Here is a 25,004-nt window from a genome sequence, read left to right on the forward strand (position 1 = left end):
GCTCAACAAGCGATGGCAAGAGACGTCAGCGCTTGCCAGTTTTGTGCCGACACCGCTGTTTTGGGCGTCAGCCAACTGCCGCCCACCGCAAAAACATTGCTCAACGCCAAATAATCTCGGTAGTTATCAGCGCCAATGCCACCGGTGGGACAAAACACCACATCACCAAAAGGCCCGGCCAGTGCTTTTAACATGGCACTGCCACCCGCAGCGCTGGCGGGAAAGAACTTCTGATAGCGAAAGCCGGCTTCGCGTGCGCGCATGACTTCTGAGGGCGTCGCTACCCCCGGCAAATACGGCCCACCCCAGTTTTGCGCACAGGCCAGCAAATCGCTGCTGCATCCTGGGCTGACAGCAAACTCGGCGCCCTGCTTTAGTGCATCTTCCAGCTGATATGCACTGGTGACGGTGCCAACGCCGACAATGGCATCCGGCACTGCCTGCTTGATTTCAGCGATGGCTTGCAGGCCCGCACCCGTGCGCAGCGTCACCTCCAGCAAGCGCACCCCGCCAGCGACCAGCGCCTGCGCCAGGGGAACGGCATCATCCAGCTGATCGATGACAATGACGGGCACAATGGGCTTAGCCCGCTCCATCCAGAGATCCCACATACTGCGTTCATGATTCATCATATTCCTCCCAGGCAATGCTAATAGCGCCTTCATTGGCAGCGGTGGTGCGCGCACGAAACAGAGCAAACAGTTCACGTCCGGCGCCCTGCTGGCGGATCAATGGCGCTGCTGGAAGCTCTCGTTGCTCGAAATCCGCCGCCAGCACGGTAAGCTCGCCATGATGTGCATCCAACCGAATGACATCACCGTCACGAATACGCGCAATCGCACCACCATTGATGCCTTCGGGCGCCAAATGAATCGCCGCCGGCACCTTGCCGGAAGCGCCTGACAAGCGCCCGTCTGTCACCAAAGCCACTTTGTGACCCGCCTGCTGTAAATTGCTCAGCGCCGGGGTTAATTGGTGCAGCTCGGGCATGCCATTGGCCCTTGGCCCTTGATAGCGCACCACCACGACCACATCCTGATTCAACTCACCGGCCTGATAGGCCGCCAGCACCTGAGCTTGATCGTCAAAGACACGCGCCGGCGCTTCGATGTGCCAGCGATCTTCTGGCACGGCGGAGATTTTTATAATGGACTCGCCCAAATTGCCGCGCAGCCATTTCATGCCGCCTTCGCGCATAAACGGCGCATGTACCGGCGCTTGCACGGTTAAATCCAGACTCTCGCTGACCGCCGGGCGCCAAGCGAGCTGACCATCTTGCATAAATGGCTCACGAAAATAGGGTTCAAGCCCGCTGCCCAATATGGTGTTCACATCCGTGTGCAACAGACCCGCTTCTGCCAGCTCACGCATCAATAACGGCATACCGCCGCTGGCCTGAAACGCGTTGATGTCGGCATCGCCATTGGGGTAAATGCGCGTCAGCAAAGGCACGACATTGGATAAATCGGCAAGGTCCTGCCAAGTGAGTTGCACCCCCGCCATTCGCGCAATGGCCAACAAGTGAATGCTGTGATTGGTCGAGCCACCAGTGGCCAATAATCCGACCATGGCATTGACCAAGCTGCGCTCATCGATGATTTGGCTGATCGGTAAGTAGTCACCGCCCAGGGCGGTATGCTCAGTCACACACTGCGCAGCCGCCTTGGTTAAATGCGGCCGCAACGGATCTGTCGGGTTAATAAACGATGAACCTGGCAATTGCAGGCCCATGATTTCTACCAGCATTTGGTTGGAGTTGGCGGTGCCATAAAAGGTGCAGGTACCGGGTGAATGGTAGGAGCGCATTTCACTGTCCAACAAGGCCTGTTCATCCACCTCTCCGGCGGCGTATTGCTGCCTGACTTTGGCTTTTTCCGCATTACTGATGCCCGTTGGCATTGGTCCGGCGGGCACAAACACCGCCGGTAAATGACCAAAGCGCAAAGCCGCCATCAGCAAACCCGGCACGATTTTGTCGCAAATGCCCAGCAGCAGCACGCCATCAAACACCTGATGCGACAGCGCCACCGCCGTACTTAAAGCGATGGTATCGCGACTGAACAAGGACAGCTCCATGCCCACCTGGCCTTGCGTCACGCCATCACACATGGCTGGCACCCCGCCTGCCATTTGGCCAACATGGCCGCAAGCAGCTAACGCCTGTTTCAGCTGTTGGGGGTAATCGACGTAAGGGGCATGGGCGGACAATACATCGTTGTAGGCACTGACGATGGCGATGTTGGCGGCCTGATGACTGGCTTTTAATATCAATTTGTCATCGTCGCTGGCGGCGGCATAGTCATGGGCCAGATTGGTGCAACTGAGCTGATGACGCAGCGGCCCTTGCTGCGCCGCTGCTTGCATGTGTTGCAAATAACGTTGGCGACTTTTTTGACTGCGCTGGCGAATGCGTTCGGTTACTTGCTCGACCACACTGTGCATTTAGCTGCTCCGATAAAGACTGAGGGGAACTTGGGATTGATATAGCAAAGCACGCACAGGCATGGCTTCGATGTCCTGCTGCTGACCTGGCTCGCACGCCTGCTCAAAAGTGTGATTCTTATCGTCACCTTCAAAGTGCAAATACAGATGCTGACAACGTGCCAGCAAAGACCAAGTCAGGCTCATGCGAGCAGGCTTTTGATCCATCACGGGGCAACACCAAGCGCCGCCCTGCTCATCGAGCAAGCTCGGCAAGGCCGGTGAGCCTGGAAACCAGGACGCGGTATGGCCATCCGCCCCCATGCCGAGCACGGCCAAATCCAGCTGATCAACCAGCTCGTGCAAGCGGTTTTCACAGGCCATAAAGCCATCTTCAGGATCGTTAGCGCCGTTGTACAAAGGCAGAAAAAAGGCATCGCTGGCCGGCCCTTGCAATAGATGCTGCTGAATCAGGCGAGCATTGCTGTCGCTGTGCTGTGCATCGACCCAACGCTCATCGACTTGCGTCAGCGTGACTTTATTCCACGCCAACGACTGTTGCGCCAGCTGTTGAAAAAACAGCACGGGAGTTTGACCGCCACTGACGGCCAAACTGGCATGGCCGCGCTCATCAATGCATTGTTGTAAGCGCCGAGCCACACCGCGTGCTAGCTGGCGCGCCAGATCTTCGGGGTTATCAAAGCGATTATCTGTGATCATCAGCTGCTCTCATCCCACAAGCGTCCATCTTTGGCCAACAGCAAGGTGGCTGCTGCCGGCCCCCAACTGCCCGAGGTGTAAGGCTCGGGGCGTTGTTCTAACTCATCCCAGCCGCGCAGAATCGGATCGATCCAATGCCAGGCTTCCATCAACTCATCGTGGCGCAAAAACAACGTGGCGTTGCCGCTGAGCACATCAAACAATAAGCGCTCATAGGCTTCTGGCACTCGCGTTTGCTTTAAATTGGCCGGGTTAAGGCTGAGGTTCATCGGCCGTACATTCATCCCCGGGCCCACTTTTTTCTCGCACAACATCAACCGAATGCCTTCATCGGGCTGCAGCCTAAAGACCAATTTATTAGCCATGGTATTTTTGTGTTGCAGAGGGAAAATCGAGTGCGGGATTTCTTTAAAATGCACCACAATTTCGCACGCACGCTCGGCCAGTCGCTTACCGGTGCGCAAATAAAAAGGCACGCCCGCCCAGCGCCAGTTATCGATGTGCACCTTGGCGGCAACGAAGGTTTCGGTATGACTTTTCGCATCGATGCCCGGCTCTTCACGATAACCGGGCACGGGTTTCCCTTCCGACACACCAGCGTCGTATTGGCCACGCACCACGTGCTCACTGATGGAGCTGCCCAAGACCGGCCGCAACGCTCTCAGCACTTTTACCTTTTCGTCACGAATGGCGTCGGGCTCCAGCCGTGCCGGCGGTTCCATGGCCGTGATGCACAATAGTTGCAGCAAATGATTTTGAAACATATCGCGAGTGGCGCCGACGTGATCATAAAACCCCGCCCGGCTTTCTACCCCCAGCGATTCCGTAATGCTGATCTGAATATGATCGATGTATTTATGATTCCACTGGTGCTCAAACAGTGAGTTAGCAAAGCGCAACACCATCAGGTTTTGCACCGTTTCTTTGCCCAAATAATGATCGATACGATAAATCTGCGACTCTTCGAAGTAGGACTCAACCGCTTGGTTGATCTGCTGCGCTGATGCCAAATCGTGGCCAATGGGCTTTTCCAGCACCACTTTGCTGTCGGGGTCGATCAGGTCGGCCTGATGCAAGCCTTCACAAATGGGGGTGAATAAATCTGAGCCCGTCGCCAAGTAAAACACCCGGTTATTGCCGCCGCTTAGCTCAGCTGCCATAGCCCGATAGCCATCCAAGTCGGCGGCATCCATGGTGTGCAGGTGCACCCGCTGGCAAAACGCCTGCCAGCGCTCAGCTTCAAAAACAGTGCTAGACAGATGTGGCTGGACTTGCTGGCGCAGCCACTGGGCTAAGGCATCAGCGTCCATTTGCTGGCGCGACACCAACACGATGTGACCCGCAGGCAAGCGTTGATCCAGATCGAGCATATACAGAGCTGGCAGTAGCTTGCGGCGGGCCAGGTCGCCCAAACCGCCGAACAACACCAGATCAAACGGCGATGATATCTGCATGACCTCTCCTTTAGTTGCCCAACTCTCCTGCAGGCTTGATGACGTAATACGTTTGCAAACCTGCAGCATCAGTGCCAAATCACCCTGAGTGGCACCATCCTTGCTCCCACCAACAACATTACACGAGGTTACAGCCTGACGCACAGTGTCGATAAATCTGACATAATCTCGGCCCGGTTTTTCCCATTTATACAAGGACTGAACTGTATGATTCATAAGTGCCTGTTTCCGGTGGCCGGCTATGGCACCCGCTTTTTGCCCGCAACCAAAGCCATGCCGAAGGAAATGCTGCCCATTGTTAACAAACCGCTGGTGCAATACGGTGTGGAAGAAGCACATGAGGCGGGCTTGCACACCATCGGCTTTGTCACCGGCCGCGGCAAACGCGCCATTGCTGACCACTTTGACATCAGCTACGAGCTGGAGCATCAGATTGCCGGTTCAGGCAAAGAAGAGTTGCTGTCATCGATCCGTACTTTGATTGACGAAAACGATTTTTCGTTTACCCGCCAAAATCATATGATGGGCCTTGGCCATGCGGTACTCTCTGGCCGCAATTTAATGGGGGATGAACCCTTCGCCATGGTATTGGCTGATGACCTGTGCGTCCCTGAGCCAGGTGATGAGGGTGTACTGGCGCAAATGGTAAAACTCTTCCAACAGTTTCGTTGCTCAATTGTTGCCATTCAGGAAGTGCCCGAAGACGAAGTGCATAAATACGGTGTGATCGCCGGTGAGCCCATGAAAGAAGGCCTGTACCGCGTCACCGACATGGTGGAAAAACCCAAAAAAGAAGATGCACCCAGCAATTTGGCCATCATCGGCCGGTACATCTTAACGCCAGATATTTTTGACAAAATCGAAGCCACGGAGCCGGGTAAAAACGGCGAAGTACAAATTACCGACGCCCTATTAAAGCAAGCCAACGAAGGCTGCGTATTGGCCTATAAATTCCGTGGCAAACGCTTCGACTGCGGCAGCATCGACGGCTTTGTCGAAGCCACTAACCATGTTTACCAAAACGTATTTAAGCAAGGGGAGTAACATGGGCGAATATCTCGCGGCATTCAAAGCCTACGACGTGCGTGGTCGCATACCAGATGAACTGAACGAAGACATCGCCTATGCGATTGGCCGGGCTTATGCCGATTTCCTGCAGCCCAAGCAGGTCGTGGTGGGCTATGACATTCGCCTCACCAGCCAAACCCTGAGCCAAGCATTAGCGAAAGGGTTACAAGAAGGCGGTGCCGACGTGATTGATATCGGTCAGTGCGGCACCGAAGAGGTCTACTTCGCCACCTCGCACTTGCAAGTAGACGGCGGTATTTGTGTGACCGCCAGTCACAACCCGAAAGACTACAACGGCATGAAGTTCGTGCGCGAGCAGTCGAAACCCATCAGTGGCGACACTGGCCTTAAAGACATCGAACGCATCGCCAGTGAACGCAGCTGGCGCGACAGCACACGCGTGGGCAGCTACCAACAGCAGGACACTCGCCCTGCTTACATCAACCACTTGTTAGGCTACGTCGATCGCAATCAATTGAAGCCCCTTAAAATTGTCTGCAACGCGGGCAATGGTGGTGCCGGAGCCGTGATTGACGCCATCGAATCGCAGCTGCCGTTCGAGTGGATCAAGGTGCATCATGACGCCGATGGCGACTTCCCCAACGGGGTTCCAAACCCATTGCTCGAAGAAAACCGCGCCCCCACCATCAACGCCATTCAAGCCCACGAGGCCGATCTCGGCATTGCTTGGGACGGCGACTTTGACCGCTGCTTTTTCTTTGACAGTGAAGGCCATTTTATTGAGGGCTATTACATCGTTGGCTTGCTGGCTGAAGCCTTCCTCAATAAGCACCCAGGTGCCAACGTGGTGCACGACCCTAGATTGGTCTGGAACACAGTCGAACTGGTGGAATCCATGGGCGGCCAAGCCATTCAAAGCAAAACTGGCCATGCCTTTATCAAAGAGCGTATGCGCAAAGAAGACGCGGTGTATGGCGGTGAAATGAGCGCCCACCATTACTTCCGTGACTTCGCTTATTGTGACAGCGGCATGATTCCCTGGTTGTTGGTCGCTGAGCTGATTTCTATCAGTGGCAAGAGCTTGGCACAGTTGGTGGCTGAACGTGCCGCACGCTTCCCCTGCAGCGGTGAAATCAACTCACGCCTGCAAGATGCGCGAGCAACGCTGAGCAAGGTGGAGCAGCATTTTGCCGGCCAGGCCCTCAGTGTTGACCACACAGATGGCTTAAGCATGAGCTTTAGCGACTGGCGCTTTAACCTGCGAGCATCGAACACCGAGCCGGTGGTGCGCCTAAACGTTGAAAGCCGTGGCGACGAGGCGTTGATGCAAGAAAAAACCCAGTATTTACTGGCCTTGATGCAAGACAGCTAGCGCAGAGGCGTAGCTGTTTGTTTTCTCTCACTTTTTTTAAAAAAAGTGTTGACGCAAAGACAACTGGGGCGTAACATACGCCCCGTTGTTGAGAGACATTCCCCGATAGCTCAGTCGGTAGAGCAGTAGACTGTTAATCTATTGGTCGCTGGTTCAAGTCCAGCTCGGGGAGCCACTCAACCTTCGGGGTATAGCGCAGTCTGGTAGCGCGCCTGGTTTGGGACCAGGATGTCGGGAGTTCGAATCTCTCTACCCCGACCACTTCTTTTAAGACCTCCTCCTTTATTTAAATTTATTTTATTCTCTGCTTGCGATAGCGCTGTTTTTTCTATTTTTGCGCCATAAAAAAGCGCCCGTTGCAAGCAACGAACGCCTAGAGTCTCACACTGCTTGTGCTTAGCCTTGCTCTTCGTCTGCCACGATTTCCAGCAGCTCCACTTCAAACACCAGCGCTGAGTTAGCCGGAATTTGCGGGCTTGGGCTACGCGCGCCGTAAGCCAGATCGGCCGGCACATAGAACTTCCACTTGTCACCTGGCGACATTAGCTGCAGACCTTCTGTCCAGCCTTTGATGACCATATTAAGCGGGAACTGAGCAGGCTCGCCGCGATCAACCGAGCTGTCAAACACAGTGCCGTCGGTCAGCGTGCCATGGTAATGTACTTTTACCGTGTCGGTTGCTGCTGGCATGGCACCGTCGCCACCGTCGGTCAGAATTTCATATTGCAAGCCAGACTCCAGCACCACGACTTCGTCACGCTTGGCATTTTCAGCTAAAAATTCTTCGCTTTTCTTCGCCATTTCATCATTAAGCGCTTCTTGCTTACGCACATGCTCTTCGCGCATCTTAGCGAAGGCCGCTTCGATGGTTTCTTCATCAATGCGCGCTTCCGTTTCGCTCATGGCGTCACGCAAACCGGCCACCAAAGCGTCGGTGTTCAATTCCAGTTTTTCACCGGCCAACTGACGACCAAACTGCAAGCCAACACCGTAGCTGGCCTGATCAACGTGATTTTCCAGTTTTACTTCTGCCGCCTTCTCTTGACCACAGCCGGCCAGCAATGCAGCGCCCAGCAAGACAGCCGGTGCAGTTTTCTTAAACATCATGGTATTTCCTTGCTTGTTATAAATTAAAGGGGGTTCAGCACGCGTAATTACCTGCTGCGGCTCGCCGTTCACACTCGCGCCGAATATTTTTGCACACTTGAATTTCGGCAGTGGATGGATTTGCCATCATTTTGCAGCGGTAATCTCGCTGGCGCAGCTCTTTATCAGCAATATCAGCAAACTGACCATTACCGCACCCCACCAGACCCAAGACCACGAATAACAGCAAATATTTCATCACACGCCCAATCCATGTCGCAAAAAACAGCGGTTAAAAACCCACCGCAAAGGAGGCACCCACATACACACCCGAGACGTTTACATCGGCTTCAATATCCACATCATCTGGGTCGGTTTGCAGCGCCAAGCGGCGATAACCAGCCTCTAAACCAACATCCACCACAGGGACGGGCAAATCATAGCCCAGACCATAACTGATATCGGTCAACTGGTTATCACCTAAGCCAACATAACGCATATCAGCACCGGCATACAGGCCGAATGGCGTGTTGACTTTTACAGCCCCATAAGCCAATGGCAAGGTCAGATCTAAATCCACCTCTTCACTGACACTGTTGCCCTCATAACTGCCTTTCACCACAGCACTGCCGTCGAACTGTCGGGCAGTAGCACCCAAATAAATATCGACATAAGGCAACGGCAGCGGCAAGCCCCAATACAGAGTTAAATCCTGATGGCCCAGATCAAAATCCGTTTGTGTATCGCCTGTATACGACTGACCTGCAAACTCAGTATTTAAGCGACCATCACCGGAGATCTCCAGCGCCGTCCGTTTAAGTTCAACGTGAGGCAACACAGGCACTGGGTGTTCGAAAAACAACGTGATTTGATTACCGGTATTGTCTTCTAAATCCAGGCCTTCGCTTTCAACCGAAACATCGCGATCCAAATCACCTTTGGCGCCAGCATTCCAAACGCTGGCCTTGGCACCGACAGTAAACAGCAAATCGGCCTGTGTTGGCGCCGCGACAGACAAAGCCAATGCCGCCGCTGAAATCCAGGATAATGTACGTTGCATGTTGCCTTCCTGTTCCTTAATTACGGAAAACACCTTCTCACACAAAAACGCCGGCAAGTGCCGGCGTCATGGATAGGCGATTTAGAATGTTACGCCAATTCGGCGACCGACTTCCATATAGGATTCGACGACACCGCCCAACCCTTGGCGGAAACGGTCTTTATCCAGTTTTTCGCGGGTATCCGCATCCCACAAACGGCAGCCATCGGGAGAGAATTCATCGCCCAATACCACTTCACCACGGAATAAACCAAACTCCAATTTGTAATCAACCAGCAGCATGCCGCCTTGCTCGAACAAGTCTTTTAACACACTGTTCACTTGAAAGGTTAATTCCTTCATGCGCTCTATATGTGCCTCTTCCGCCCAACCAAACGAGCGCGCGTGAAACTCGTTGACCATCGGGTCGCCAAGCTCGTCATTTTTCAAAAACAACTCAAACGTCGGTGGCATTAACTCGATGCCTTCTTCGACCCCCAAGCGGCGGCACAGGCTGCCTGCAGCAACATTACGCACCACGCATTCTAATGGAATCATGTCTAGGCGCTTTACCAAAGACTCGGTGTCCGACAACAAGCGCTCAAAATGCGTAGGAATGCCGGCATCAGCCAATGCCTGCATGACAAAAGCATTGAACTTGTTGTTTACCAGCCCTTTTTGATCCAGCTGCTCGACCTTTTTACCGTCAAAGGCTGACGTATCGTTGCGAAATTCCAGCACCATCAAATCGCTGTCGTCAGTGGTATACACCGACTTAGCTTTGCCAGAGTACAACAGTTCACGCTTTTCCATGGGGTTCTCCAAAGATAACTTTTGTTCGTAGGCCCAGCTCAGTTCAATTGCTGCCAAGGAGACACTTCGTCCTGGCGCAATAACTGTACGTCTTCGGGCTGACAAGCCATGGCCGGCGCTAACGCCTGACGCACCAATTGCTCGTCGTTGTTTTTTTCACTGATATGACCCGCAGTCACTGACTGCAGCCCCGACCAGCGCACGCGCTGCAGCAACTCAGCACATTGTTGATTGCTTAAGTGACCGAACTGCCCAGCGACGCGTGCTCGCAACGCCGGCGGATACGGCCCGCGCTGCAACATCTGCGGATCATGATTGGCCTCTACCTGCAGACCGTGACAGCGGCGATACCGATGCACCACATGCGGGGTCAAACTTCCTAGGTCAGACAATACGCCAAGACAATGATCACGCCGGCCACGCACGACAAATTGCAGCGGCTCTTGCGCATCGTGCGGCACCACCACTGGCATCACCTGCATACCAGCGATCGTCACGCTCTCATCACCGCGAATACAACGCCACAAGGCATGCTGCTGCCACTGCATTTTACGGGCCGTGCCGTGGGAGCTGTAAAACGGAATGTCCAACGCCTCGCACAGCGACTGCACCCCCTTGGCGTGATCGCTGTGCTCATGAGTCACCAGCACACCTTGCAACTGCTCAACTGGCAGCTCAGCTTGCTGCAAACGCTGCAAAATATTTTTACGGCTAAAACCGCAATCGATAAGCAATGCGTGCTGCTGTTCTACCACCAGCGTGGCATTGCCTCGACTGCCACTGCCTAACGAGCAATACCTCACGATTCCAGCTGACGCAGTATCTCAGTCAGCACAGACTCGGTCAGATCGGCCTCAGCCAAAGCGTCGCTTTCCGTTAACAAGGAAAGATAAACGCCACTGTGCGCACGGTTCATTTTTAGCCAGTACACCTGCGGCTCTGGCTCGTCTGGGCCAAACAGCGATGCCCAAAAGCCCTGCTCTTGCGCATCAGCCGGCGGTACGATTTCCAGAAAATAAGTGCCGGTACTGCGGTTTAAGTCGAGCAGCTTTAAGTCGCTCGCGGCCAGCGCCTCGGTCACTTCTGCCCAAGATTGGGCGTAACCGATATCAAGCCGCAAAATCAGCGTGCCAGCCCCGTCGCGATCCAAGCGCGGATTCACATCCGCTGCCTGATATTGTGCCAAGCTGGCGCTGTCGTTGGTTGACTCTTCCAGCAAAGGAGCCGGCCTTGGCACCTCAAAGCTGGTGGGTCTTTCGGGCTTAACTGGCAATGCGGGAATCGAATAGGCCGGTTGGGTCGCTAAGGGCGCCATACCCTCCGGCACTTGAGTATCAGCAATGGGCTCGGCAGTTAAATAGCCCTCACTGCGGTCATTCACAACGCTGCCCAGCAAGCTGCAACCACCGAGTAAAAAAACGGGAAGAATAAGCGCTAATCGCATGATATTAGAGCAACCCTAGGTTGGCCAACGCCAGTTCTAACTTGGGCTGATAACGTTCGTCCAGCTCCACTAACGGCAAACGAATGCCAGAAGGCATTTTGCCCATGCGCGCCAATGCCCACTTCACCGGCACCGGATTGGCTTCCACAAACAAGGCTCGATGCAGCGGCATCAGGCGGTCGTTCAGCTCTTTCGCCTCATCGGCCTTGCCATCCAGTGCCAGCATACAGAGCTGGTGCATCATTTTAGGGGCGACGTTGGCCGTTACTGAGATATTGCCCTGACCGCCCAACAGAATCAGCTCGTAAGCGTTGGCATCTTCACCGGAGTAAATCGCCATGCGATCGCCCACACGCTCAATCAGCTCGCGCGCGCGCTGCAAATCACCGGTTGCGTCTTTAATGCCAACGATTTGCTCAACATCCGCCAGCGCCGCCACGGTATCAACCGCCACATCACTGGCGGTGCGGCCAGGTACGTTGTACAAAATTTGTGGGATATCTGCCGCCGCCGCGATGGCTTCGTGATGGCGGATAATGCCGCGCTGCGGTGGGCGGTTGTAATAGGGTGACACCAGCAAACAGGCATCGGCCCCGGCGCGTTTGGCTTCTTGTGTCAGTTCAATGGCTTCACTGGTGGAGTTAGAACCAGTACCGGCGATCACCGGACGACGGCCCGCGACCTTTTTAACAACGCGCTCCACCACATCACAGTGCTCTTGGGTGTGCAGAGTGGTGGATTCACCCGTGGTACCCACGGCCACAATGGCATCGGTCCCCTGGCTAACGTGAAATTCCACCAACTGGTCGAGGCTCTCCCAATCCACCTGGCCATCCGGGTGCATCGGGGTAACCAGCGCAACAATACTGCCGGTAATCATTTAACTGCTACTCCTGAAAAGACGGTCGTGGCGGAAAAGGCCGACATTGCCACGACAGAATAAAGGCGCAAGTCTACTGGTGCGGCGAAACGCTGACAAGAGACGCCAACGGCTACTCCTTGCCTTCAGACAAGTCCTGATGCTGCTCTGGCCAAGCCTGAACCACAGCATTAAAAAGCGTGGCCAACGGAATAGCGAAAAACACCCCCCAAAAGCCCCATAAACCGCCAAACACCAACACCGCCAAGATAATGGCCACCGGATGCAGGTTTACCACCTCAGAAAACAGCAGCGGCACGAGCACATTGCCATCTAGAGCTTGAATAATGCCGTAAATCACCATCAGCCACAGAAAATCGTTACCCAACCCAAACTGGATGTAGCCAACCAAGGCGATCGGTACCGTCACCACCGCAGCCCCAATGTAAGGTACCAGCACCGAAAAGCCGACAGCAATGGCCAACAGCGCGGCATAATTGAGCCCCAACCAAACAAAGGCGGCATAGGTCACCGCCCCCACGATGACAATTTCTACCGCTTTGCCGCGCACGTAATTGGCAATTTGCTCATCCATTTCATGCCAAACGCGATCCAGAAGCGAACGCCGATTAGGCAAAAAAGAGGTAAACCAGCGTACGATTTGCTCAGAGTCTTTTAATAAAAAGAACACCAAAATGGGCACCAACACGCAGTAAATCAACACCGCCATCACGCCCGTGATACCAGAGATAGAGAAGCTCACCGCCAACTGCCCCAACTGTGCCAGTTCATCACCGATCTGCTTACTCCATTGGCGAACCTGCTCTTCCGTTACCAACTCAGGGAAGCGCTCAGGCAAGTGCAGCAGCAACGTTTGCCCCTCTTTGGCCATACGCGGCAACTCATAAAAAAACTGCGACGTTTGCTGCCACACTGCTGGCAGTAAGAAAAATAAAATCCCAACCAGCGAGCCAACAAACAGCGAAAATACCAGCACCGTTGCCAGCAAATGACTCATGCCCCAACGCTTACACACTTTCATGGTGCCTTGTAGTAAGTAGGCAATCACCAAAGCAGTTAAAAACGGTGCCAACACCTGCCCAAAAGACACCACGACGACCAGCAAGGCGGCGATCAGTAGCAGCAGCAGCAGCGCTTCTTCATTGGAAAAATAACGATCTATCCAGCTCCGTACGACATTGAACATGACGCTACGCTCCCTTGCGAATCCAGTAGTGGTAAACACCATCGCGCTGCTCCGCCGCCAGCAGGGTATGTGCCGTCAAATCAGCAAAGGTGTGTAAGTCCTGCCAAGAACCTGAATCGGTCGCAGACACCCAGAGCACTTGCCCTTCGGCCAATGACTTCAACGCCAACTTGGCCTTTAACAAGGGCATGGGACAGGCCAAACCATCGGCCTGCAAACGCTGATCGTAAGGTAGCTCGTTCGACACGGATAACACCTTCTGCGAAACTGATTAATTGGGTCGGCCAGCCGTAGAAGGCCAACCGAGCGCTTATTATACGGATGCCGACCGCTCAGGCTATCGACAGTCACCGCCAGCCCAGCTCCAGCACCTGGCAGGGATATTTAACCGGCCACTGCGGTCAGATTGCCGCGGCATTGCCTTAACGCGGCACTGACCATGAATGAATAAACACACCACAGGATATCATTTTGTTGCGCCACACTTTTCTGACCGGGCTGATCTGGCTGACTGCAACCACCGGCGTCGCTCAGACTGCCAGCAATGAACTGCCTGAACTGGGTGACGGCACTTCGGGCATTGTGTCGCTGCAACAGGAGCACCAAATGGGGCGGACTTGGTTACGTCAACTGCGACGCGAAGCCCCCTTGATCGAATCGCCACTGGCCAAGCAATACATCGAAAACTTGGTCTACCAACTGGTGCCCTTCAGCGAAGTACGCCAAACCGACTTAGAGTTCGTCGTGGTTGACCAGCCACAGCTTAACGCCTTTGCCGTGCCCGGTGGCATCATTGGCATCAACTATGGATTACTCCTGCACACCCGCGACGAAGACGAACTGGCCGCGGTTTTAGCGCACGAGCTGGCACACCTCAGCCAGCGCCACTTCGCCCGGCGCATCGAGCAATCGCAAAAGCAGCAACCCATCGCCATTGCCACGTTACTCGCCAGTATTTTGCTGATTGCCAGCAACAACCCAGATGCAGGCTTTGCTGGTTTAATGTCGACCCAAGCCGCCAGCATTCAAGAACAGTTGGCCTACAGCCGAGAGTGGGAGCGCGAGGCCGATCGCTTAGGGATGCGCACCTTAGCAGCCGCCGGCCTGGATCCACACGCCATGCCCAGCATGTTTGAGCAAATGCAGCGCGCCAGCCGATTCAGTCAAAGGCCACCGGAGTTTTTATTAACCCACCCGGTAACCCAGTTCCGTATTGCCGACGCCGCCGGCCGTGCCGACAACTACCCCAAAAGACCGCGCACCACTCGCTTCGATTTTTTGCTGCTGAAAGCTGACGCAGAATGGCGCTATTACCGCGGCAACGACAAGATCAGCGCTCTGCGCAGTGAGCTTGAGCAAAGCAAAGGCCAAGACTGGCATGCCGCCCTAACGGTAAAGCTGGCACACACTCAACACCAACAAGGCCACAGCGACGCCGCACTGAGCACACTGCAAACCCTGCCCCAAAGCCGTCGCCAGCATGCAGCGGTGCTGGCCTTAGAAGCCGAGTTAATCGACGTTGAAACAGCGCTACCCAAACTGCGACAAGCACTCACCATAGAGCCCGATAGCCGAGTCCTGCTCACCGCTTTAGCGCAGCAGCAAATGCGTGCCGGCCAACACGCACAAGCGCTGCAGAGCTGGCGCCAGCAAACCGAGCGCTGGCCCAGCGACCCAGAGGTTTGGCGCGGCCTGCAGCAAGCGGCAGGGAATGCCGGCGAGAAGATTACCGCCCACTATGCCGGTGCTGAAAGGTTATTTTTACGCGGGGATCAAGCGCGTGCTTTGCGACAAATGGAACTGGCCATCAGCGCCGCACGCAAGGAGGGGGATTTCCAGCGCCAGGCAGCGCTGGAAAGTCGCATGAAGCGCATGGCTGCAGCGGCCACACGCTTATAATCACTAACGGGCCTTGAAGGTCAGCATACGGCCCAGACTGACTTCTGCCTGCTGGCGAATCTCTTCGTCCACTAGGATTTCTGGGCGGCCATCGCGCAAGGCATCGCGAATGTTCTGCAAGGCATTCATGCCCATCCACGGGCAATGAGCACAGCTGCGACAAGTCGCGCCATTGCCCGCCGTTGGCGCCTCGATCAAAGTCTTATCGGGGGCTGCTTGCTGCATTTTGTAGAAAATGGCCTTGTCCGTCGCCACGATCAAGGTATCGGTCTCTAAACGCTCGGCTGCGGCAATCAACTGGCTGGTCGAGCCGACCACATCGGCCATTTCCACCACCGCCTGCGGACTCTCTGGGTGCACCAAAATAGCGGCATGGGGATGCACTTTTTTCAGATCTTCCAGCGCCTTCGCTTTAAATTCGTCATGAACAATGCATTCACTGTCCCACAGAATCATGTCTGCGCCGGTTTCTCGCTGGATGTAATTGCCCAAATGGCGATCGGGTGCCCAAATCAGCTGTTTGCCTTCGGCTTTTAAATAGCGCACTACGTCCAATGCGATGCTCGATGTCACTACCCAATCGGCTCGCGCTTTGACCGCTGCCGAGGTGTTGGCATAGACCACCACTTCGCGCTCAGGGTGCTGATCGCAAAAGGCCGAGAACTCATCAATCGGGCAACCTAAGTCCAGTGAGCACGTCGCCTCTAATGTGGGCATCAAAATACGCTTTTCTGGGCTCAGAATTTTGGCCGTCTCGCCCATAAAGCGCACACCGGCCACCAGCAGCGTGCTGGCTTTGTGATCGCGCCCAAAACGCGCCATCTCCAGCGAGTCAGACACACAACCGCCACTGCGCTCAGCCAGTGCCTGGATCTCCGGCGCGGTGTAATAGTGCGCCACGATGGCGGCATCTTGCGCCACCAATAAGTCACAGATTTCTTGCTCTAATGCCTGCTGCTCTTCAGCACTCAAAGCTGGGGCCGGGCTAGACCAAAAATCACGAATGATTTCGCGCGAACGATCCATTTCAGAAATGGTGGATGACATAAACTACAACGCCTCTCACATCAGCTGGCGGCATTCTAACACAGCCCCACGTGGAGCGAGGCCAGCATAAAACCCTGAACGTCAGGCACAAAAAAAGGGGAGAAAGTTTCCTTTCTCCCCTTTTTGGGAATAAGTGGTGGGTCGTGCTGGATTCGAACCAGCGACCAATTGGTTAAAAGCCAACTGCTCTACCAACTGAGCTAACGACCCTTAGTTGCTGTGCATTTTAACTTTCGTTTCTAAAAAGTCAAGCTTTTTCAACAACTTACCTCTGGTAGTTGGTGGTGGGTCGTGCTGGATTCGAACCAGCGACCAATTGGTTAAAAGCCAACTGCTCTACCAACTGAGCTAACGACCCCCAGAGGAGGTGCGTATAATACTGATAATTTTCTGGTGCACAACCCCTTTGATGAAAAAAGTTTAAATTTTTTATGCACTTACAGCTGCAGCACGGTTTAACCAGCACAAACTGCCGCGTGCTTGCGGGAAGAGAAACAGAGAAACAGAGAAACAGAGAAACAGAGAAACAGAGAAACAGAGAAACAGAGAAACAGAGAAACAGAGAAACAGAGAAACAGAGAAACAGAGAAACAGAGAAACAGAGAAACAGAGAACACTAATGCCAGCGCTTGCCGCTGGCATACATAACTTACAGCGTTTGCAGGTAAGAGCGTGCCAGCTGCACCGTGGCTTCCGCTTTGCCTGAATACGTACGAATGACCTTTTCCAACCACTGACGTGCTTCGTCCGTACGGCCAAGCTTGTGCAGGGTTACGGCATACTTATAGCTCGCATCCGCCGCCTTGCTGTGCTCAGGAAACTGATCAATGACGACTTTAAAGCGCTCCAGCGCCTTGGACTGCTGCCCTTCTACCAACGCCACCTCGCCGGACCAATACCAGGCATTGGCAATCAACTCATCTTGCGGGTACAGGCGAATAAAATCAGCAAAGGCTTGCTGCGCCTGCTCAAACTCTTTATTACGCACCAGCATCATGGCTTTTTTGTAGCTCTGCTCGGCACTTAACTGCGGCGCTTTGGAGCCATCGACCTCGGGGGGAGCAACGGTGGTGTTTGTGACCGATGCCGGCGTCTGCTGCATCAGCAAGGAGACACGGCGGTCCAAATCCAGATAGCGCTGCTGACCAGATTGCTGCAGCGAACTGATTTGTCGCTCTTGCGTTTCTACCTGACTGCGCAAATAGGCAATTTCTTGCTGCATCTGCTCCACTTGCATGATCAGCTCAGTCAGCAAATCCGCCTGATTGCCAGCCACCGGTGCACTTTGAGGCACCGGCGCAGGCTGAGACGATGCCGGCTTAGCGACCGGCGCCGTCGGTATCTGCTCACCAACGGAAACCCATTCATCTGCCAACACAGGGGCACTGGCAACCAAAGTGGACAGCAGCAGATACTTCATCGTCATTAGCGTTGATATTTCACTTCAACGCGACGGTTTTTAGCGTAGCTAGCTTCATTGCTACCCATCACCGCTGGACGCTCTTCACCAAAGCTAACCACTTCCAACTGGTTGGCAGCGGCGCCATTGGCCATCAGGAAACGACGCACTGTCATAGCACGACGCTCACCCAGAGCCAGGTTGTACTCGACGGTACCGCGCTCATCGGCATGGCCTTCCAGTACAACGCGAGTTGCCGGGTTGTTTTTCAGATACGCCGCGTGCGCCATCAAAGAAGGCTTGCCGTCGGCTTTTAACGTGCTCTGATCGAAGTCGAAGTAGAATACAGTTTGCTCGCGCAGTGCAGCGGCTTCTGCTTCAGCTTCCATGTCTTTGCCGCTTACTGTGTTGTTATCAACCGCAGTGGTGCCGTCTGTCTGACTCTCTGTTGCTACAGGATCTGAGCTGCCGCTGCCTTCGCTTACTTCGCCCGTGCTGGAGCAAGCTGAAATCAGAAGGGCGCCCAGGGTCAGTCCTAACGCCTTGTAAAGTGCAGTTTTTTGCATAACCGTCTTCCCAGTTAAGGTTAGTGTGTTTTATTTAAAAATGGGTGACCAAGCAGGTTCCCTGACGTCGCCGAACTTCGACGGTAGGCGAAATTTCACCTCACCATCGACCGATACCGCCGCAAGAATACTGCGATCCGCTTCACTTGCGGCATAAACTACCATACTTCCGTTAGGCGCAACACTAGGCGATTCGTCCAGCTCAGTCTCTGATGTCAGAATATGAACTAGGCCACTTTCTACGTCCTGCGCAGCAATGTGAAACCGGCCATTTGACTGATGAACATACACCATTTTACGCCCATCTGCCGTGATTCGTGCCCGCGCATTGTAGTTGCCTTCAAAGGTGACTCGCTCAACCTCTTTGTCGACTGTGTCGATTTTATATATTTGCGGCCCCCCCGCACGGCTGGAAGTAAAGAGAATATCGCGACCGTTAGGCATCCACTGTGGCTCGGTATCAATGCTGTAATGACGCGTTAGGCGGGTTAAATTCCGACTTTCTAAATCGAGTACATACACATCTGGGTTGCCGAGCTGCGAGCGCACAAACGCCAGTTTTTTACCATCCGGTGAAAACGCCGGCGCACTGTTCGAGCCTTTAAATGCCGCGACTTTTTCACGACGACCACTGCTTAAATGCTGAAAATAAATTTCACTGCGGCCATTTTCGAAGGATACATAGGCAACGGTTTGACCATCAGGCGACCAAGCAGGTGAGATAATCGGATGCTTGGAGCTGTAAATCACTTGCTCGCGCGCGCCGTCGGCGTCGGCATAATTTAAGTTAAAGCGAGTACGCTCGCGGTTGGTGGTGACATATACCAACTTGGTGGAGAACACACCCGGCACACCGGTGAGCCGCTCGAATATAAAGTCACTGATGTAATGTGCCATGTCACGTAATTGGCCCGGCTGGCCGCGCACCTGATGACGTAGCAGCTCAATGCGCGAATGCACATCCAACACCTGAAACTCCGCCATGTACTCAGCGCCATTCGGCCAAATGCGGCCGATCACCACATAGTCCTGCTGCAGGGCGCTCCAGTCAGCGTAATTGACCTGCTCCAGGGTATGCGGCTGTGAAATCATGCCCACGGCCGGCAAGGTACGAAAATAGCCACTGTGCTCTAAATCACTGGTAATGATGGCCGACACATCCTCAGGCAAACGCCCCTCGCCCTGCCAGGCAAAAGGCACCACGGCAATCGGCATCGCCGACTGCTTGCCTTGAGTAATCTCGATCACCAAATCGGCTCGTACCACGCTGCTGATCAGCAACAAAGCGAGGCAAAACACACGTACTACCACATTGCATTCTCCGGTCGAAAGTTCATGGTCAGCGTCCGAAATTGACGCTCAAATAGCTGTATATCGTCGGGCACTGGCAAAGGTGAGGCGCGACGCACCGCCTGCTCAACGGAACGATCCAACGCCTGATTACCACTGCTGCGCACCACTTGTACCTGCACCACCTCGCCCGTGGGCACTAGGATTAGACGCACACTCACCTGCTGGCTTTTCTCTACCGCCGGCGGGTAGCGCCACAGCGATTCAATGCGCGAGCGAATCATATCAATATGGGTTGCCGCCGTGCGCGCAGCCGCCTCCGCCGCGGCTTCTGCGTCCAACTGGCGCTGCAGCTCCTGCTCACGCTGACGCTGCTCTAACAGGGCCTGTTCTTCTGCCAACTGCTGTTCGCGACGTTGCTGTTCGGCTTTGCGCTGCTTTTCTAGCTCACGCTGACGCTGCTGCTGAGCTTCGCGCTCACGCTTAGCCGCCAGTGCCTGCTCACGTTGTTGCGCGGCCTTTTTTTCACGCTCGCGCTGGGCTTTAAGCTCCGCTTGACGCTTTTGCTCTGCCAGTCGCTGGCGCTTCTGTTGCGCTGCTTTGGCGGCTTGCTGGCGCTGGCGCTCAGCACGCTGTTTTGCTGCCTGCGCTTGTTCGCGGCGCTGTTTTACCGCTTTGTTTTCTTCTTGAATGACATTGGCCACCATGTGGCGCGGTACCGGCTCAGGCTTGCGCACTTCACCGTGATCCCACTGTATAACGAACACCAGCGCCACCAACGCATGCAGACCAAGCGCCAAGAACACAGGCAAGCCATAACCATCAGGGCGCATATCAGTTCGCCTGCGGGTCCGGTGCTTCGGTCACCAAACCAATGTTATTGATCTCAACCGCTTGCAAGGCCCCCATGAGTGCCACCACACGGCCGTAGGGCACACGATCATCGCCGCGTACCATGACTCTCGTGTCCGGCGTTTGCGCCACCACCTTGCCGGCGTAATCCTGCACCTTGGCCAGCGACATGGCTTGCGGCTCGTCCTCTTCACGCTCGATGTAATACTGGCCTTGCTGATCGACCGCAATGATCAAGGTGTTGTCATCTGGGTCAATCTCCGTCGGTTTAGCATCGACATCGGGCAGGTCTACCGGCACGGTTTGCACCAGCATGGGCGCTGTCACCATAAAGATAATCAGCAATACCAACATGACGTCGATGTAGGGCACGACGTTGATCTCAGACACTGGCCGGCGCTTGGCGGCATAGGCTGACATCGGTTCCATTAGATGCCCTTCCCGCTGTGCTGTGCTTTTTGGGCCTGGCGGTACAGCAAGGAAGAAAACTCATCCGCAAAGGTAAACATGGCCGTCGACAGGCGATCGACACGATTGGCGTAGCGGTTATAAAAGATCACCGCGGGAATGGCGGCCAACAAGCCCATGGCGGTGGCAATCAAGGCCTCGGCAATGCCGGGCGCAACGGTGGCGATGGTGGCTTGCTTCACCGCTGCCAGCCCCTGGAACGCGTGCATGATGCCCCACACGGTACCAAACAAGCCGATATAGGGGCTGGTCGAGCCGACGGTCGCCAAAAACGGCAAGTGGTTTTCTAAGCGATCGGTTTCACGGGTAATGGTAATGCGCATGGCACGCTGCACGCCGGCCATCAGTGCGTCTGGGTCGGTGGTGTGATGCTGGCGTAACTTACTGAACTCTTTCAGGCCCGCCATAAACACGTTTTCGGTCGGCGAATGCTGTGGCTGCTGCTGGCACTCACGATACAACTCATTAAGGTCAATGCCAGACCAGAAGCGATCTTCAAACTTATTCATCGTGCTGCGTGCATTGCGCAGCAAGCGACTGCGCTGAAAGATAATCACCCAGCTGACCACCGAGGCCGCCAACAGCATTAACATCACCAACTGCACCACAATACTGGCCTGAGCAATCAGGTGCATGATCGACATGGATTCGTTCACATCGTCTCCTTAGAGGTCAAAAACTGGCTGGCCTGATCTGCCAAAGCCATACGAATGGGGTTAGGAAAGCTGCGTGGACGACCGGCAGCATTAACGCAAGCAATGCGCACTTGGCCACGACACAACACCTCACCTGCCAGCATTACTTGCTGATGGATGACCATGCTGGCACGCCCACAGCGCTCTAGCGCCACACTGACGCTCAGTTCATCGTCCAAGCGCGCACTGCGCTGATAATCGAGCTGCAGCGACTGCACCACAAACAAGCAATCTTGCTGGCGCAATGATTCTTGCTCAAAGCCCAGCTGGCGCAGCCACTCGGTGCGCGCTCGCTCCATAAACTTTAAATAGTTGGCGTAATAGACAATGCCGCCTGCATCCGTGTCTTCGATGTAGACCCGCAGTGGCCACTCAAACATCGCCGCCACTTCCCAAGCCGTCTGGATTTAACCGCGCCGGCACATCCAGGCCAAAATGCAAATAAGCCAATCGCGTCGCTACGCGCCCTCTGGGCGTGCGGGCAATGTAGCCCTGCTGCATCAAATAGGGTTCTAACACGTCTTCGATGGTGTCGCGCTCTTCACCAATCGAGGCGGCCAAGGAATCCACCCCCACTGGGCCACCGTCGTACTTTTCCATCAAGGTCAGCAATAAACGCCGGTCCATATGATCAAAGCCCTGGGCATCGACGTTGAGCATGTCCAGCGCCGCATCGGCGCAGGCTTTATTCACCTGACCGTCGGCTTTGACCTGGGCGTAATCGCGCACGCGGCGCAGCAAGCGGTTGGCGATACGCGGCGTGCCGCGAGAACGGCGCGCAATTTCCGCCGCGCCGTCGTCGTCCACGTCGACCTCCATCAGGCGACCAGAACGTCGAACGATGTGCGCCAAATCCGGTATCGAATAAAACTCCAGCCGCTGCACAATGCCGAAGCGATCACGCAAGGGGGACGTTAATAAGCCAGCGCGAGTGGTAGCGCCGACCAAGGTAAAGGGGGGCAAATCGATTTTAATCGAGCGCGCCGCCGGTCCCTCGCCCACCATAATGTCGAGCTGATAATCCTCCATCGCCGGGTAAAGCACTTCCTCTACCGCCGGGTTTAAACGATGGATTTCATCGATAAACAGCACATCGCCTTCTTCCAAACTGGTGAGCATGGCGGCCAAATCGCCGGCTTTTTCCAGCACCGGTCCAGACGTCGATTTAAGCGACACATTCATTTCAGCGGCGATGATATTGGCCAGCGTGGTTTTGCCCAAGCCAGGTGGACCAAACACCAGAGTGTGATCCAGCGCTTCGGCGCGCGATTTGGCAGCGCCAATAAAGATTTCCATTTGCTCACGCACCACCGGCTGGCCGACGTACTCTTGTAACGAGGTCGGTCGAATGGCGCGATCGTGACGCTCTTCCATCGGCATCGGTTGAGCGGTGACAAAGCGGTCGTTTTCAATCATGGCTAACGTCCGCTCAAGGTATTGCGCAGCGCCTGACGAATTAAGTCTTCAGCACTGAGACCATCGGCAGCCACTTTATTCAGCATTTTGGCAGCATCCTGCGGCTTATAGCCCAGCGCGACCAAGGCGGTTTCTGCCTCGGCCAACACTTGATCCTGAGCCACTTGCTCGGCATGGTCTGCCGCGGCCCACAGCGGCGCTGGCGCCTGCCACTCTTTTAAGCGATCGCGCATTTCGACAATTAAGCGCTCTGCGGTTTTTTTGCCCACACCCGGCAATTTGGTGAGCGCTGCCACATCTTCTTGATGCACGCACTGGGCGAAAGCATTGACGTCCATGCCCGACAAAATGGCCAATGCCAGTTTAGGGCCGACGCCGCTTACTTTGATGAGGGTGCGAAATAAGGTGCGCTGCTCACGGTCGCTGAAGCCAAACAGCTGCTGCGCGTCTTCACGCACCGCCAAGTGCGTATGCAGCACGGCAGGCTCGCCCACTTTGCCCAGCGCCACAAAAGTCGACAGCGGCGCTTGAATTTCATAGCCCACGCCATGCACATCCAGCAGCAGCTCTGGCGCTTGTTTTTCGATGATAATTCCTTGAAGGCGGCCAATCATGGCGAATGCAGTTCCGACGGTGATTACACAAGCGGCTAAGACTAACAGCATGGCGGTGGCGGCTCAATTGAGCGCCGACAATCCTGCGCAGTGCTTATACACTCCATGACGAAAACCGCGGCGCAGGCGCCGTGCTGGCGCTTGATGACTGACCAGTGTTGCGGTAAAGTTGCGCCGCTTTATCGAGAACCATTCTCAATTTCAATTTGGAGCCCGTTGCTATGAAGTGGACTGCGTTACCCGTGCTGGCCATCAGCACTGTTTTGTCCTGGTCTGCCAACGCTGCCGATCAGGAGCTGAATCTGTACTCTGCCCGCAAAGCAGAGCTGATCGAGCCGTTGCTGGAAAAATTCACCGCCCAAAGCGGCATTAAGGTTAACTTGGTGACGGGCAAAGATGACGCACTATTGCAGCGACTGAAATCAGAAGGCGAGCTAAGCCCGGCTGACATGCTGATCACCGCCGATGCCGCTCGCCTGCAACGCGCCAAAGAAGCGGGCCTGTTTCAAGCCATTGACAGCGACACCCTAAAACAACGCATCCCAACGTATCTGCGCGACGATGAACAGCAGTGGTTTGGTCTGTCGCAGCGCGCACGCGTGATCTTCTACAACCCCGAAACAGTCAAGCCAGAGCAGCTGTCAACTTACGAAGCACTGGCCGACGACGCTTGGAAAGGCCGAGTTTGCATTCGCTCATCCAGCAATGTCTACAACCAGTCGCTGGTAGCAGCGATGATTGACGACCTGGGCGCCGAGCGCACACAACAGTGGGCCAATGACTTTGTCGACTCCTTTGCCCGCCCACCGGCCGGTGGCGATACCGATCAGATTCGTGCGCTGGCAGCGGGTCAGTGTGATGTAGCGGTCGCTAATACCTATTACTATGGCCGTATGCTGAAGTCAGACGGTGAAGACAAACAGCTGGCAGAAAAAGTCGCGCTGTTCTGGCCCAACCAAGAAGGCCGCGGCACCCACGTTAACGTTTCTGGCGCGGGCGTTACTACCTCGGCCAAGAACAAGGAAGCCGCCATCAAACTGCTGGAGTTTATGGTGTCTGACGCTGCGCAAAAATGGTACGCCGAGGTCAACAATGAGTTCCCAGTGGTAAAAGGTGTTGAGCTGGACCCAGTCGTCGCCGCCTGGGGCGAGTTCAAAGCCGATGACGTGCCACTGAGCACCTTGGGTGAAAACAACCGTCAGGCGGTCAAACTGATGGACCGTGCCGGCTGGCGCTAAAGCGGTTACACTGTCGCCGCAAGATTCACACAACCGGCCTCAGGGCCGGTTTGTGCTTTCAGCCACTGGCAGTCAA

At 54.9% G+C, this 25,004-nt stretch carries 27 protein-coding genes and 4 tRNA genes; 6 read left to right on the forward strand and 25 right to left on the reverse strand.

Going from position 1 to position 25,004, the window contains the following annotated elements; genetic code table 11:
- Window positions 1-2 precede the first annotated feature (2 nt).
- From eda to zwf, 4 genes are read right to left on the reverse strand one after another with little or no spacing between them, the layout of a single operon-like run.
- Window positions 3-632 (reverse strand): bifunctional 4-hydroxy-2-oxoglutarate aldolase/2-dehydro-3-deoxy-phosphogluconate aldolase, encoded by a 630-nt coding sequence (gene eda / locus IE090_RS07825; protein WP_229815576.1) that lies wholly within the window; start codon window positions 630-632, stop codon window positions 3-5.
- Complete coding sequence (gene edd / locus IE090_RS07830) at window positions 619-2,442, reverse strand: phosphogluconate dehydratase (protein ID WP_189387817.1); 1,824 nt, start codon at window positions 2,440-2,442, stop codon at window positions 619-621. The genes eda and edd overlap by 14 nt, the downstream gene beginning before the upstream one ends.
- A complete protein-coding gene (gene pgl, locus IE090_RS07835) occupies window positions 2,443-3,141 on the reverse strand; it encodes a 6-phosphogluconolactonase (RefSeq protein ID WP_189387818.1) in 699 nt (232 codons plus the stop codon).
- Entirely contained in the window at window positions 3,141-4,595 is a 1,455-nt protein-coding gene (gene zwf / locus IE090_RS07840) for a glucose-6-phosphate dehydrogenase (protein ID WP_189387819.1), read from the reverse strand. The genes pgl and zwf overlap by 1 nt, the downstream gene beginning before the upstream one ends.
- 207 nt (window positions 4,596-4,802) lie before the next feature.
- Here zwf and galU point away from each other — a divergent pair, with 207 nt between their 5' ends.
- From galU to IE090_RS07860, 4 genes are all read left to right on the forward strand, one after another.
- The gene (gene galU, locus IE090_RS07845; RefSeq protein ID WP_189387820.1) at window positions 4,803-5,639 is read left to right on the forward strand and encodes a UTP--glucose-1-phosphate uridylyltransferase GalU; all 837 of its coding nucleotides are present in this window, start codon (window positions 4,803-4,805) and stop codon (window positions 5,637-5,639) included.
- Between the two features lies 1 nt (window position 5,640).
- Window positions 5,641-6,996 carry a phosphohexomutase domain-containing protein gene (locus IE090_RS07850; RefSeq protein ID WP_189387821.1) on the forward strand — a complete coding sequence of 452 codons (1,356 nt, stop codon included), beginning with the start codon at window positions 5,641-5,643 and terminating at the stop codon, window positions 6,994-6,996.
- 99 nt (window positions 6,997-7,095) lie between these two features.
- Window positions 7,096-7,171, forward strand: a tRNA-Asn gene (locus tag IE090_RS07855).
- 9 nt (window positions 7,172-7,180) lie between these two features.
- Window positions 7,181-7,257 (forward strand) — tRNA-Pro (locus tag IE090_RS07860).
- Between the two features lie 135 nt (window positions 7,258-7,392).
- Here IE090_RS07860 and bamJ read toward each other — a convergent pair.
- The 9 genes from bamJ to IE090_RS07905 all read right to left on the reverse strand — a co-directional run bounded on the left by bamJ (window position 7,393) and on the right by IE090_RS07905 (window position 13,691).
- Window positions 7,393-8,103 (reverse strand): BamJ family beta-barrel-assembly machinery protein, encoded by a 711-nt coding sequence (gene bamJ / locus IE090_RS07865; protein WP_189387822.1) that lies wholly within the window; start codon window positions 8,101-8,103, stop codon window positions 7,393-7,395.
- A gap of 34 nt (window positions 8,104-8,137) precedes the next feature.
- Window positions 8,138-8,344: a hypothetical protein gene (locus IE090_RS07870; protein WP_189387823.1), complete on the reverse strand. Its 207-nt coding sequence runs from the start codon at window positions 8,342-8,344 to the stop codon at window positions 8,138-8,140.
- Between the two features lie 30 nt (window positions 8,345-8,374).
- Entirely contained in the window at window positions 8,375-9,142 is a 768-nt protein-coding gene (locus tag IE090_RS07875; RefSeq protein ID WP_189387824.1) for a TIGR04219 family outer membrane beta-barrel protein, read from the reverse strand.
- A gap of 81 nt (window positions 9,143-9,223) precedes the next feature.
- Window positions 9,224-9,934: a phosphoribosylaminoimidazolesuccinocarboxamide synthase gene (purC, locus tag IE090_RS07880; RefSeq protein WP_189387825.1), complete on the reverse strand. Its 711-nt coding sequence runs from the start codon at window positions 9,932-9,934 to the stop codon at window positions 9,224-9,226.
- Between the two features lie 38 nt (window positions 9,935-9,972).
- Window positions 9,973-10,737 (reverse strand): MBL fold metallo-hydrolase, encoded by a 765-nt coding sequence (locus IE090_RS07885; RefSeq protein WP_189387826.1) that lies wholly within the window; start codon window positions 10,735-10,737, stop codon window positions 9,973-9,975.
- Complete coding sequence (gene bamC / locus IE090_RS07890) at window positions 10,734-11,378, reverse strand: NlpB/DapX family lipoprotein (RefSeq protein WP_189387827.1); 645 nt, start codon at window positions 11,376-11,378, stop codon at window positions 10,734-10,736. The genes IE090_RS07885 and bamC overlap by 4 nt, the downstream gene beginning before the upstream one ends.
- 4 nt (window positions 11,379-11,382) lie before the next feature.
- Window positions 11,383-12,258 carry a 4-hydroxy-tetrahydrodipicolinate synthase gene (dapA, locus tag IE090_RS07895; RefSeq protein ID WP_189387828.1) on the reverse strand — a complete coding sequence of 292 codons (876 nt, stop codon included), beginning with the start codon at window positions 12,256-12,258 and terminating at the stop codon, window positions 11,383-11,385.
- Between the two features lie 112 nt (window positions 12,259-12,370).
- Complete coding sequence (locus tag IE090_RS07900; protein ID WP_189387829.1) at window positions 12,371-13,444, reverse strand: AI-2E family transporter; 1,074 nt, start codon at window positions 13,442-13,444, stop codon at window positions 12,371-12,373.
- 4 nt (window positions 13,445-13,448) lie between these two features.
- Window positions 13,449-13,691 (reverse strand): sulfurtransferase TusA family protein, encoded by a 243-nt coding sequence (locus IE090_RS07905; protein ID WP_229815578.1) that lies wholly within the window; start codon window positions 13,689-13,691, stop codon window positions 13,449-13,451.
- Window positions 13,692-13,915: 224 nt separating this feature from the next.
- Here IE090_RS07905 and IE090_RS07910 point away from each other — a divergent pair, with 224 nt between their 5' ends.
- A complete protein-coding gene (locus IE090_RS07910) occupies window positions 13,916-15,343 on the forward strand; it encodes a M48 family metalloprotease (protein WP_189387831.1) in 1,428 nt (475 codons plus the stop codon).
- A gap of 3 nt (window positions 15,344-15,346) precedes the next feature.
- On the opposite strand, the gene nadA is transcribed toward IE090_RS07910, so the two are convergent.
- The 12 genes from nadA to ruvA all read right to left on the reverse strand — a co-directional run bounded on the left by nadA (window position 15,347) and on the right by ruvA (window position 23,690).
- A complete protein-coding gene (gene nadA / locus IE090_RS07915) occupies window positions 15,347-16,369 on the reverse strand; it encodes a quinolinate synthase NadA (protein WP_229815621.1) in 1,023 nt (340 codons plus the stop codon).
- Between the two features lie 155 nt (window positions 16,370-16,524).
- Window positions 16,525-16,600: transfer RNA gene (locus tag IE090_RS07920), tRNA-Lys, on the reverse strand.
- Between the two features lie 72 nt (window positions 16,601-16,672).
- Window positions 16,673-16,748, reverse strand: a tRNA-Lys gene (locus IE090_RS07925).
- A 291-nt stretch (window positions 16,749-17,039) separates the two neighbouring features.
- Window positions 17,040-17,816: a tol-pal system protein YbgF gene (ybgF, locus tag IE090_RS07930; protein ID WP_189387833.1), complete on the reverse strand. Its 777-nt coding sequence runs from the start codon at window positions 17,814-17,816 to the stop codon at window positions 17,040-17,042.
- Window positions 17,816-18,355 carry a peptidoglycan-associated lipoprotein Pal gene (pal, locus tag IE090_RS07935; protein ID WP_189387834.1) on the reverse strand — a complete coding sequence of 180 codons (540 nt, stop codon included), beginning with the start codon at window positions 18,353-18,355 and terminating at the stop codon, window positions 17,816-17,818. Before pal ends, ybgF begins: the two co-directional genes overlap by 1 nt.
- Before the next feature lie 30 nt (window positions 18,356-18,385).
- Entirely contained in the window at window positions 18,386-19,666 is a 1,281-nt protein-coding gene (gene tolB, locus IE090_RS07940) for a Tol-Pal system beta propeller repeat protein TolB (protein ID WP_189387835.1), read from the reverse strand.
- Window positions 19,660-20,478, reverse strand: coding sequence for a cell envelope integrity protein TolA (tolA, locus tag IE090_RS07945; protein ID WP_189387836.1), 819 nt, complete (start codon window positions 20,476-20,478; stop codon window positions 19,660-19,662). Before tolA ends, tolB begins: the two co-directional genes overlap by 7 nt.
- A 1-nt stretch (window position 20,479) precedes the next feature.
- Complete coding sequence (tolR, locus tag IE090_RS07950) at window positions 20,480-20,926, reverse strand: protein TolR (RefSeq protein ID WP_229815580.1); 447 nt, start codon at window positions 20,924-20,926, stop codon at window positions 20,480-20,482.
- Window positions 20,926-21,621 (reverse strand): protein TolQ, encoded by a 696-nt coding sequence (tolQ, locus tag IE090_RS07955; RefSeq protein ID WP_229815582.1) that lies wholly within the window; start codon window positions 21,619-21,621, stop codon window positions 20,926-20,928. The genes tolR and tolQ overlap by 1 nt, the downstream gene beginning before the upstream one ends.
- Window positions 21,618-22,040 carry a tol-pal system-associated acyl-CoA thioesterase gene (gene ybgC / locus IE090_RS07960; protein ID WP_189387837.1) on the reverse strand — a complete coding sequence of 141 codons (423 nt, stop codon included), beginning with the start codon at window positions 22,038-22,040 and terminating at the stop codon, window positions 21,618-21,620. The genes tolQ and ybgC overlap by 4 nt, the downstream gene beginning before the upstream one ends.
- A complete protein-coding gene (gene ruvB / locus IE090_RS07965; protein ID WP_189387838.1) occupies window positions 22,033-23,076 on the reverse strand; it encodes a Holliday junction branch migration DNA helicase RuvB in 1,044 nt (347 codons plus the stop codon). Before ruvB ends, ybgC begins: the two co-directional genes overlap by 8 nt.
- Before the next feature lie 2 nt (window positions 23,077-23,078).
- Window positions 23,079-23,690 carry a Holliday junction branch migration protein RuvA gene (gene ruvA, locus IE090_RS07970; protein ID WP_189387839.1) on the reverse strand — a complete coding sequence of 204 codons (612 nt, stop codon included), beginning with the start codon at window positions 23,688-23,690 and terminating at the stop codon, window positions 23,079-23,081.
- 221 nt (window positions 23,691-23,911) lie between these two features.
- Between ruvA and IE090_RS07975 the strand changes: the two genes are divergently transcribed.
- Window positions 23,912-24,928 (forward strand): Fe(3+) ABC transporter substrate-binding protein, encoded by a 1,017-nt coding sequence (locus tag IE090_RS07975; protein ID WP_189387840.1) that lies wholly within the window; start codon window positions 23,912-23,914, stop codon window positions 24,926-24,928.
- Window positions 24,929-25,004: the final 76 nt, after the last annotated feature.

The organism is Bacterioplanes sanyensis (assembly GCF_014652515.1).
Lineage (GTDB): Bacteria > Pseudomonadota > Gammaproteobacteria > Pseudomonadales > Oceanobacteraceae > Bacterioplanes > Bacterioplanes sanyensis.

What these genes read in the sequence shown, in the direction of transcription:
- pal (WP_189387834.1), bottom strand. Translation starts at nt 18,355, where the DNA reads ATGCAAAAAACTGCACTTTACAAGGCGTTAGGACTGACCCTGGGCGCC.
- pgl (WP_189387818.1), bottom strand. Translation starts at nt 3,141, where the DNA reads ATGATCACAGATAATCGCTTTGATAACCCCGAAGATCTGGCGCGCCAG.
- bamC (WP_189387827.1), bottom strand. Translation starts at nt 11,378, where the DNA reads ATGCGATTAGCGCTTATTCTTCCCGTTTTTTTACTCGGTGGTTGCAGC.
- eda (WP_229815576.1), bottom strand. Translation starts at nt 632, where the DNA reads ATGATGAATCATGAACGCAGTATGTGGGATCTCTGGATGGAGCGGGCT.
- nadA (WP_229815621.1), bottom strand. Translation starts at nt 16,369, where the DNA reads ATGGATCGTTCGCGCGAAATCATTCGTGATTTTTGGTCTAGCCCGGCC.
- ruvB (WP_189387838.1), bottom strand. Translation starts at nt 23,076, where the DNA reads ATGATTGAAAACGACCGCTTTGTCACCGCTCAACCGATGCCGATGGAA.
- galU (WP_189387820.1), top strand. Translation starts at nt 4,803, where the DNA reads ATGATTCATAAGTGCCTGTTTCCGGTGGCCGGCTATGGCACCCGCTTT.
- ybgF (WP_189387833.1), bottom strand. Translation starts at nt 17,816, where the DNA reads ATGACGATGAAGTATCTGCTGCTGTCCACTTTGGTTGCCAGTGCCCCT.
- IE090_RS07875 (WP_189387824.1), bottom strand. Translation starts at nt 9,142, where the DNA reads ATGCAACGTACATTATCCTGGATTTCAGCGGCGGCATTGGCTTTGTCT.
- IE090_RS07900 (WP_189387829.1), bottom strand. Translation starts at nt 13,444, where the DNA reads ATGTTCAATGTCGTACGGAGCTGGATAGATCGTTATTTTTCCAATGAA.
- ybgC (WP_189387837.1), bottom strand. Translation starts at nt 22,040, where the DNA reads ATGTTTGAGTGGCCACTGCGGGTCTACATCGAAGACACGGATGCAGGC.
- bamJ (WP_189387822.1), bottom strand. Translation starts at nt 8,103, where the DNA reads ATGATGTTTAAGAAAACTGCACCGGCTGTCTTGCTGGGCGCTGCATTG.
- tolA (WP_189387836.1), bottom strand. Translation starts at nt 20,478, where the DNA reads ATGCGCCCTGATGGTTATGGCTTGCCTGTGTTCTTGGCGCTTGGTCTG.
- ruvA (WP_189387839.1), bottom strand. Translation starts at nt 23,690, where the DNA reads ATGATTGGCCGCCTTCAAGGAATTATCATCGAAAAACAAGCGCCAGAG.
- purC (WP_189387825.1), bottom strand. Translation starts at nt 9,934, where the DNA reads ATGGAAAAGCGTGAACTGTTGTACTCTGGCAAAGCTAAGTCGGTGTAT.
- zwf (WP_189387819.1), bottom strand. Translation starts at nt 4,595, where the DNA reads ATGCAGATATCATCGCCGTTTGATCTGGTGTTGTTCGGCGGTTTGGGC.
- IE090_RS07850 (WP_189387821.1), top strand. Translation starts at nt 5,641, where the DNA reads ATGGGCGAATATCTCGCGGCATTCAAAGCCTACGACGTGCGTGGTCGC.
- tolR (WP_229815580.1), bottom strand. Translation starts at nt 20,926, where the DNA reads ATGGAACCGATGTCAGCCTATGCCGCCAAGCGCCGGCCAGTGTCTGAG.
- edd (WP_189387817.1), bottom strand. Translation starts at nt 2,442, where the DNA reads ATGCACAGTGTGGTCGAGCAAGTAACCGAACGCATTCGCCAGCGCAGT.
- IE090_RS07975 (WP_189387840.1), top strand. Translation starts at nt 23,912, where the DNA reads ATGAAGTGGACTGCGTTACCCGTGCTGGCCATCAGCACTGTTTTGTCC.
- dapA (WP_189387828.1), bottom strand. Translation starts at nt 12,258, where the DNA reads ATGATTACCGGCAGTATTGTTGCGCTGGTTACCCCGATGCACCCGGAT.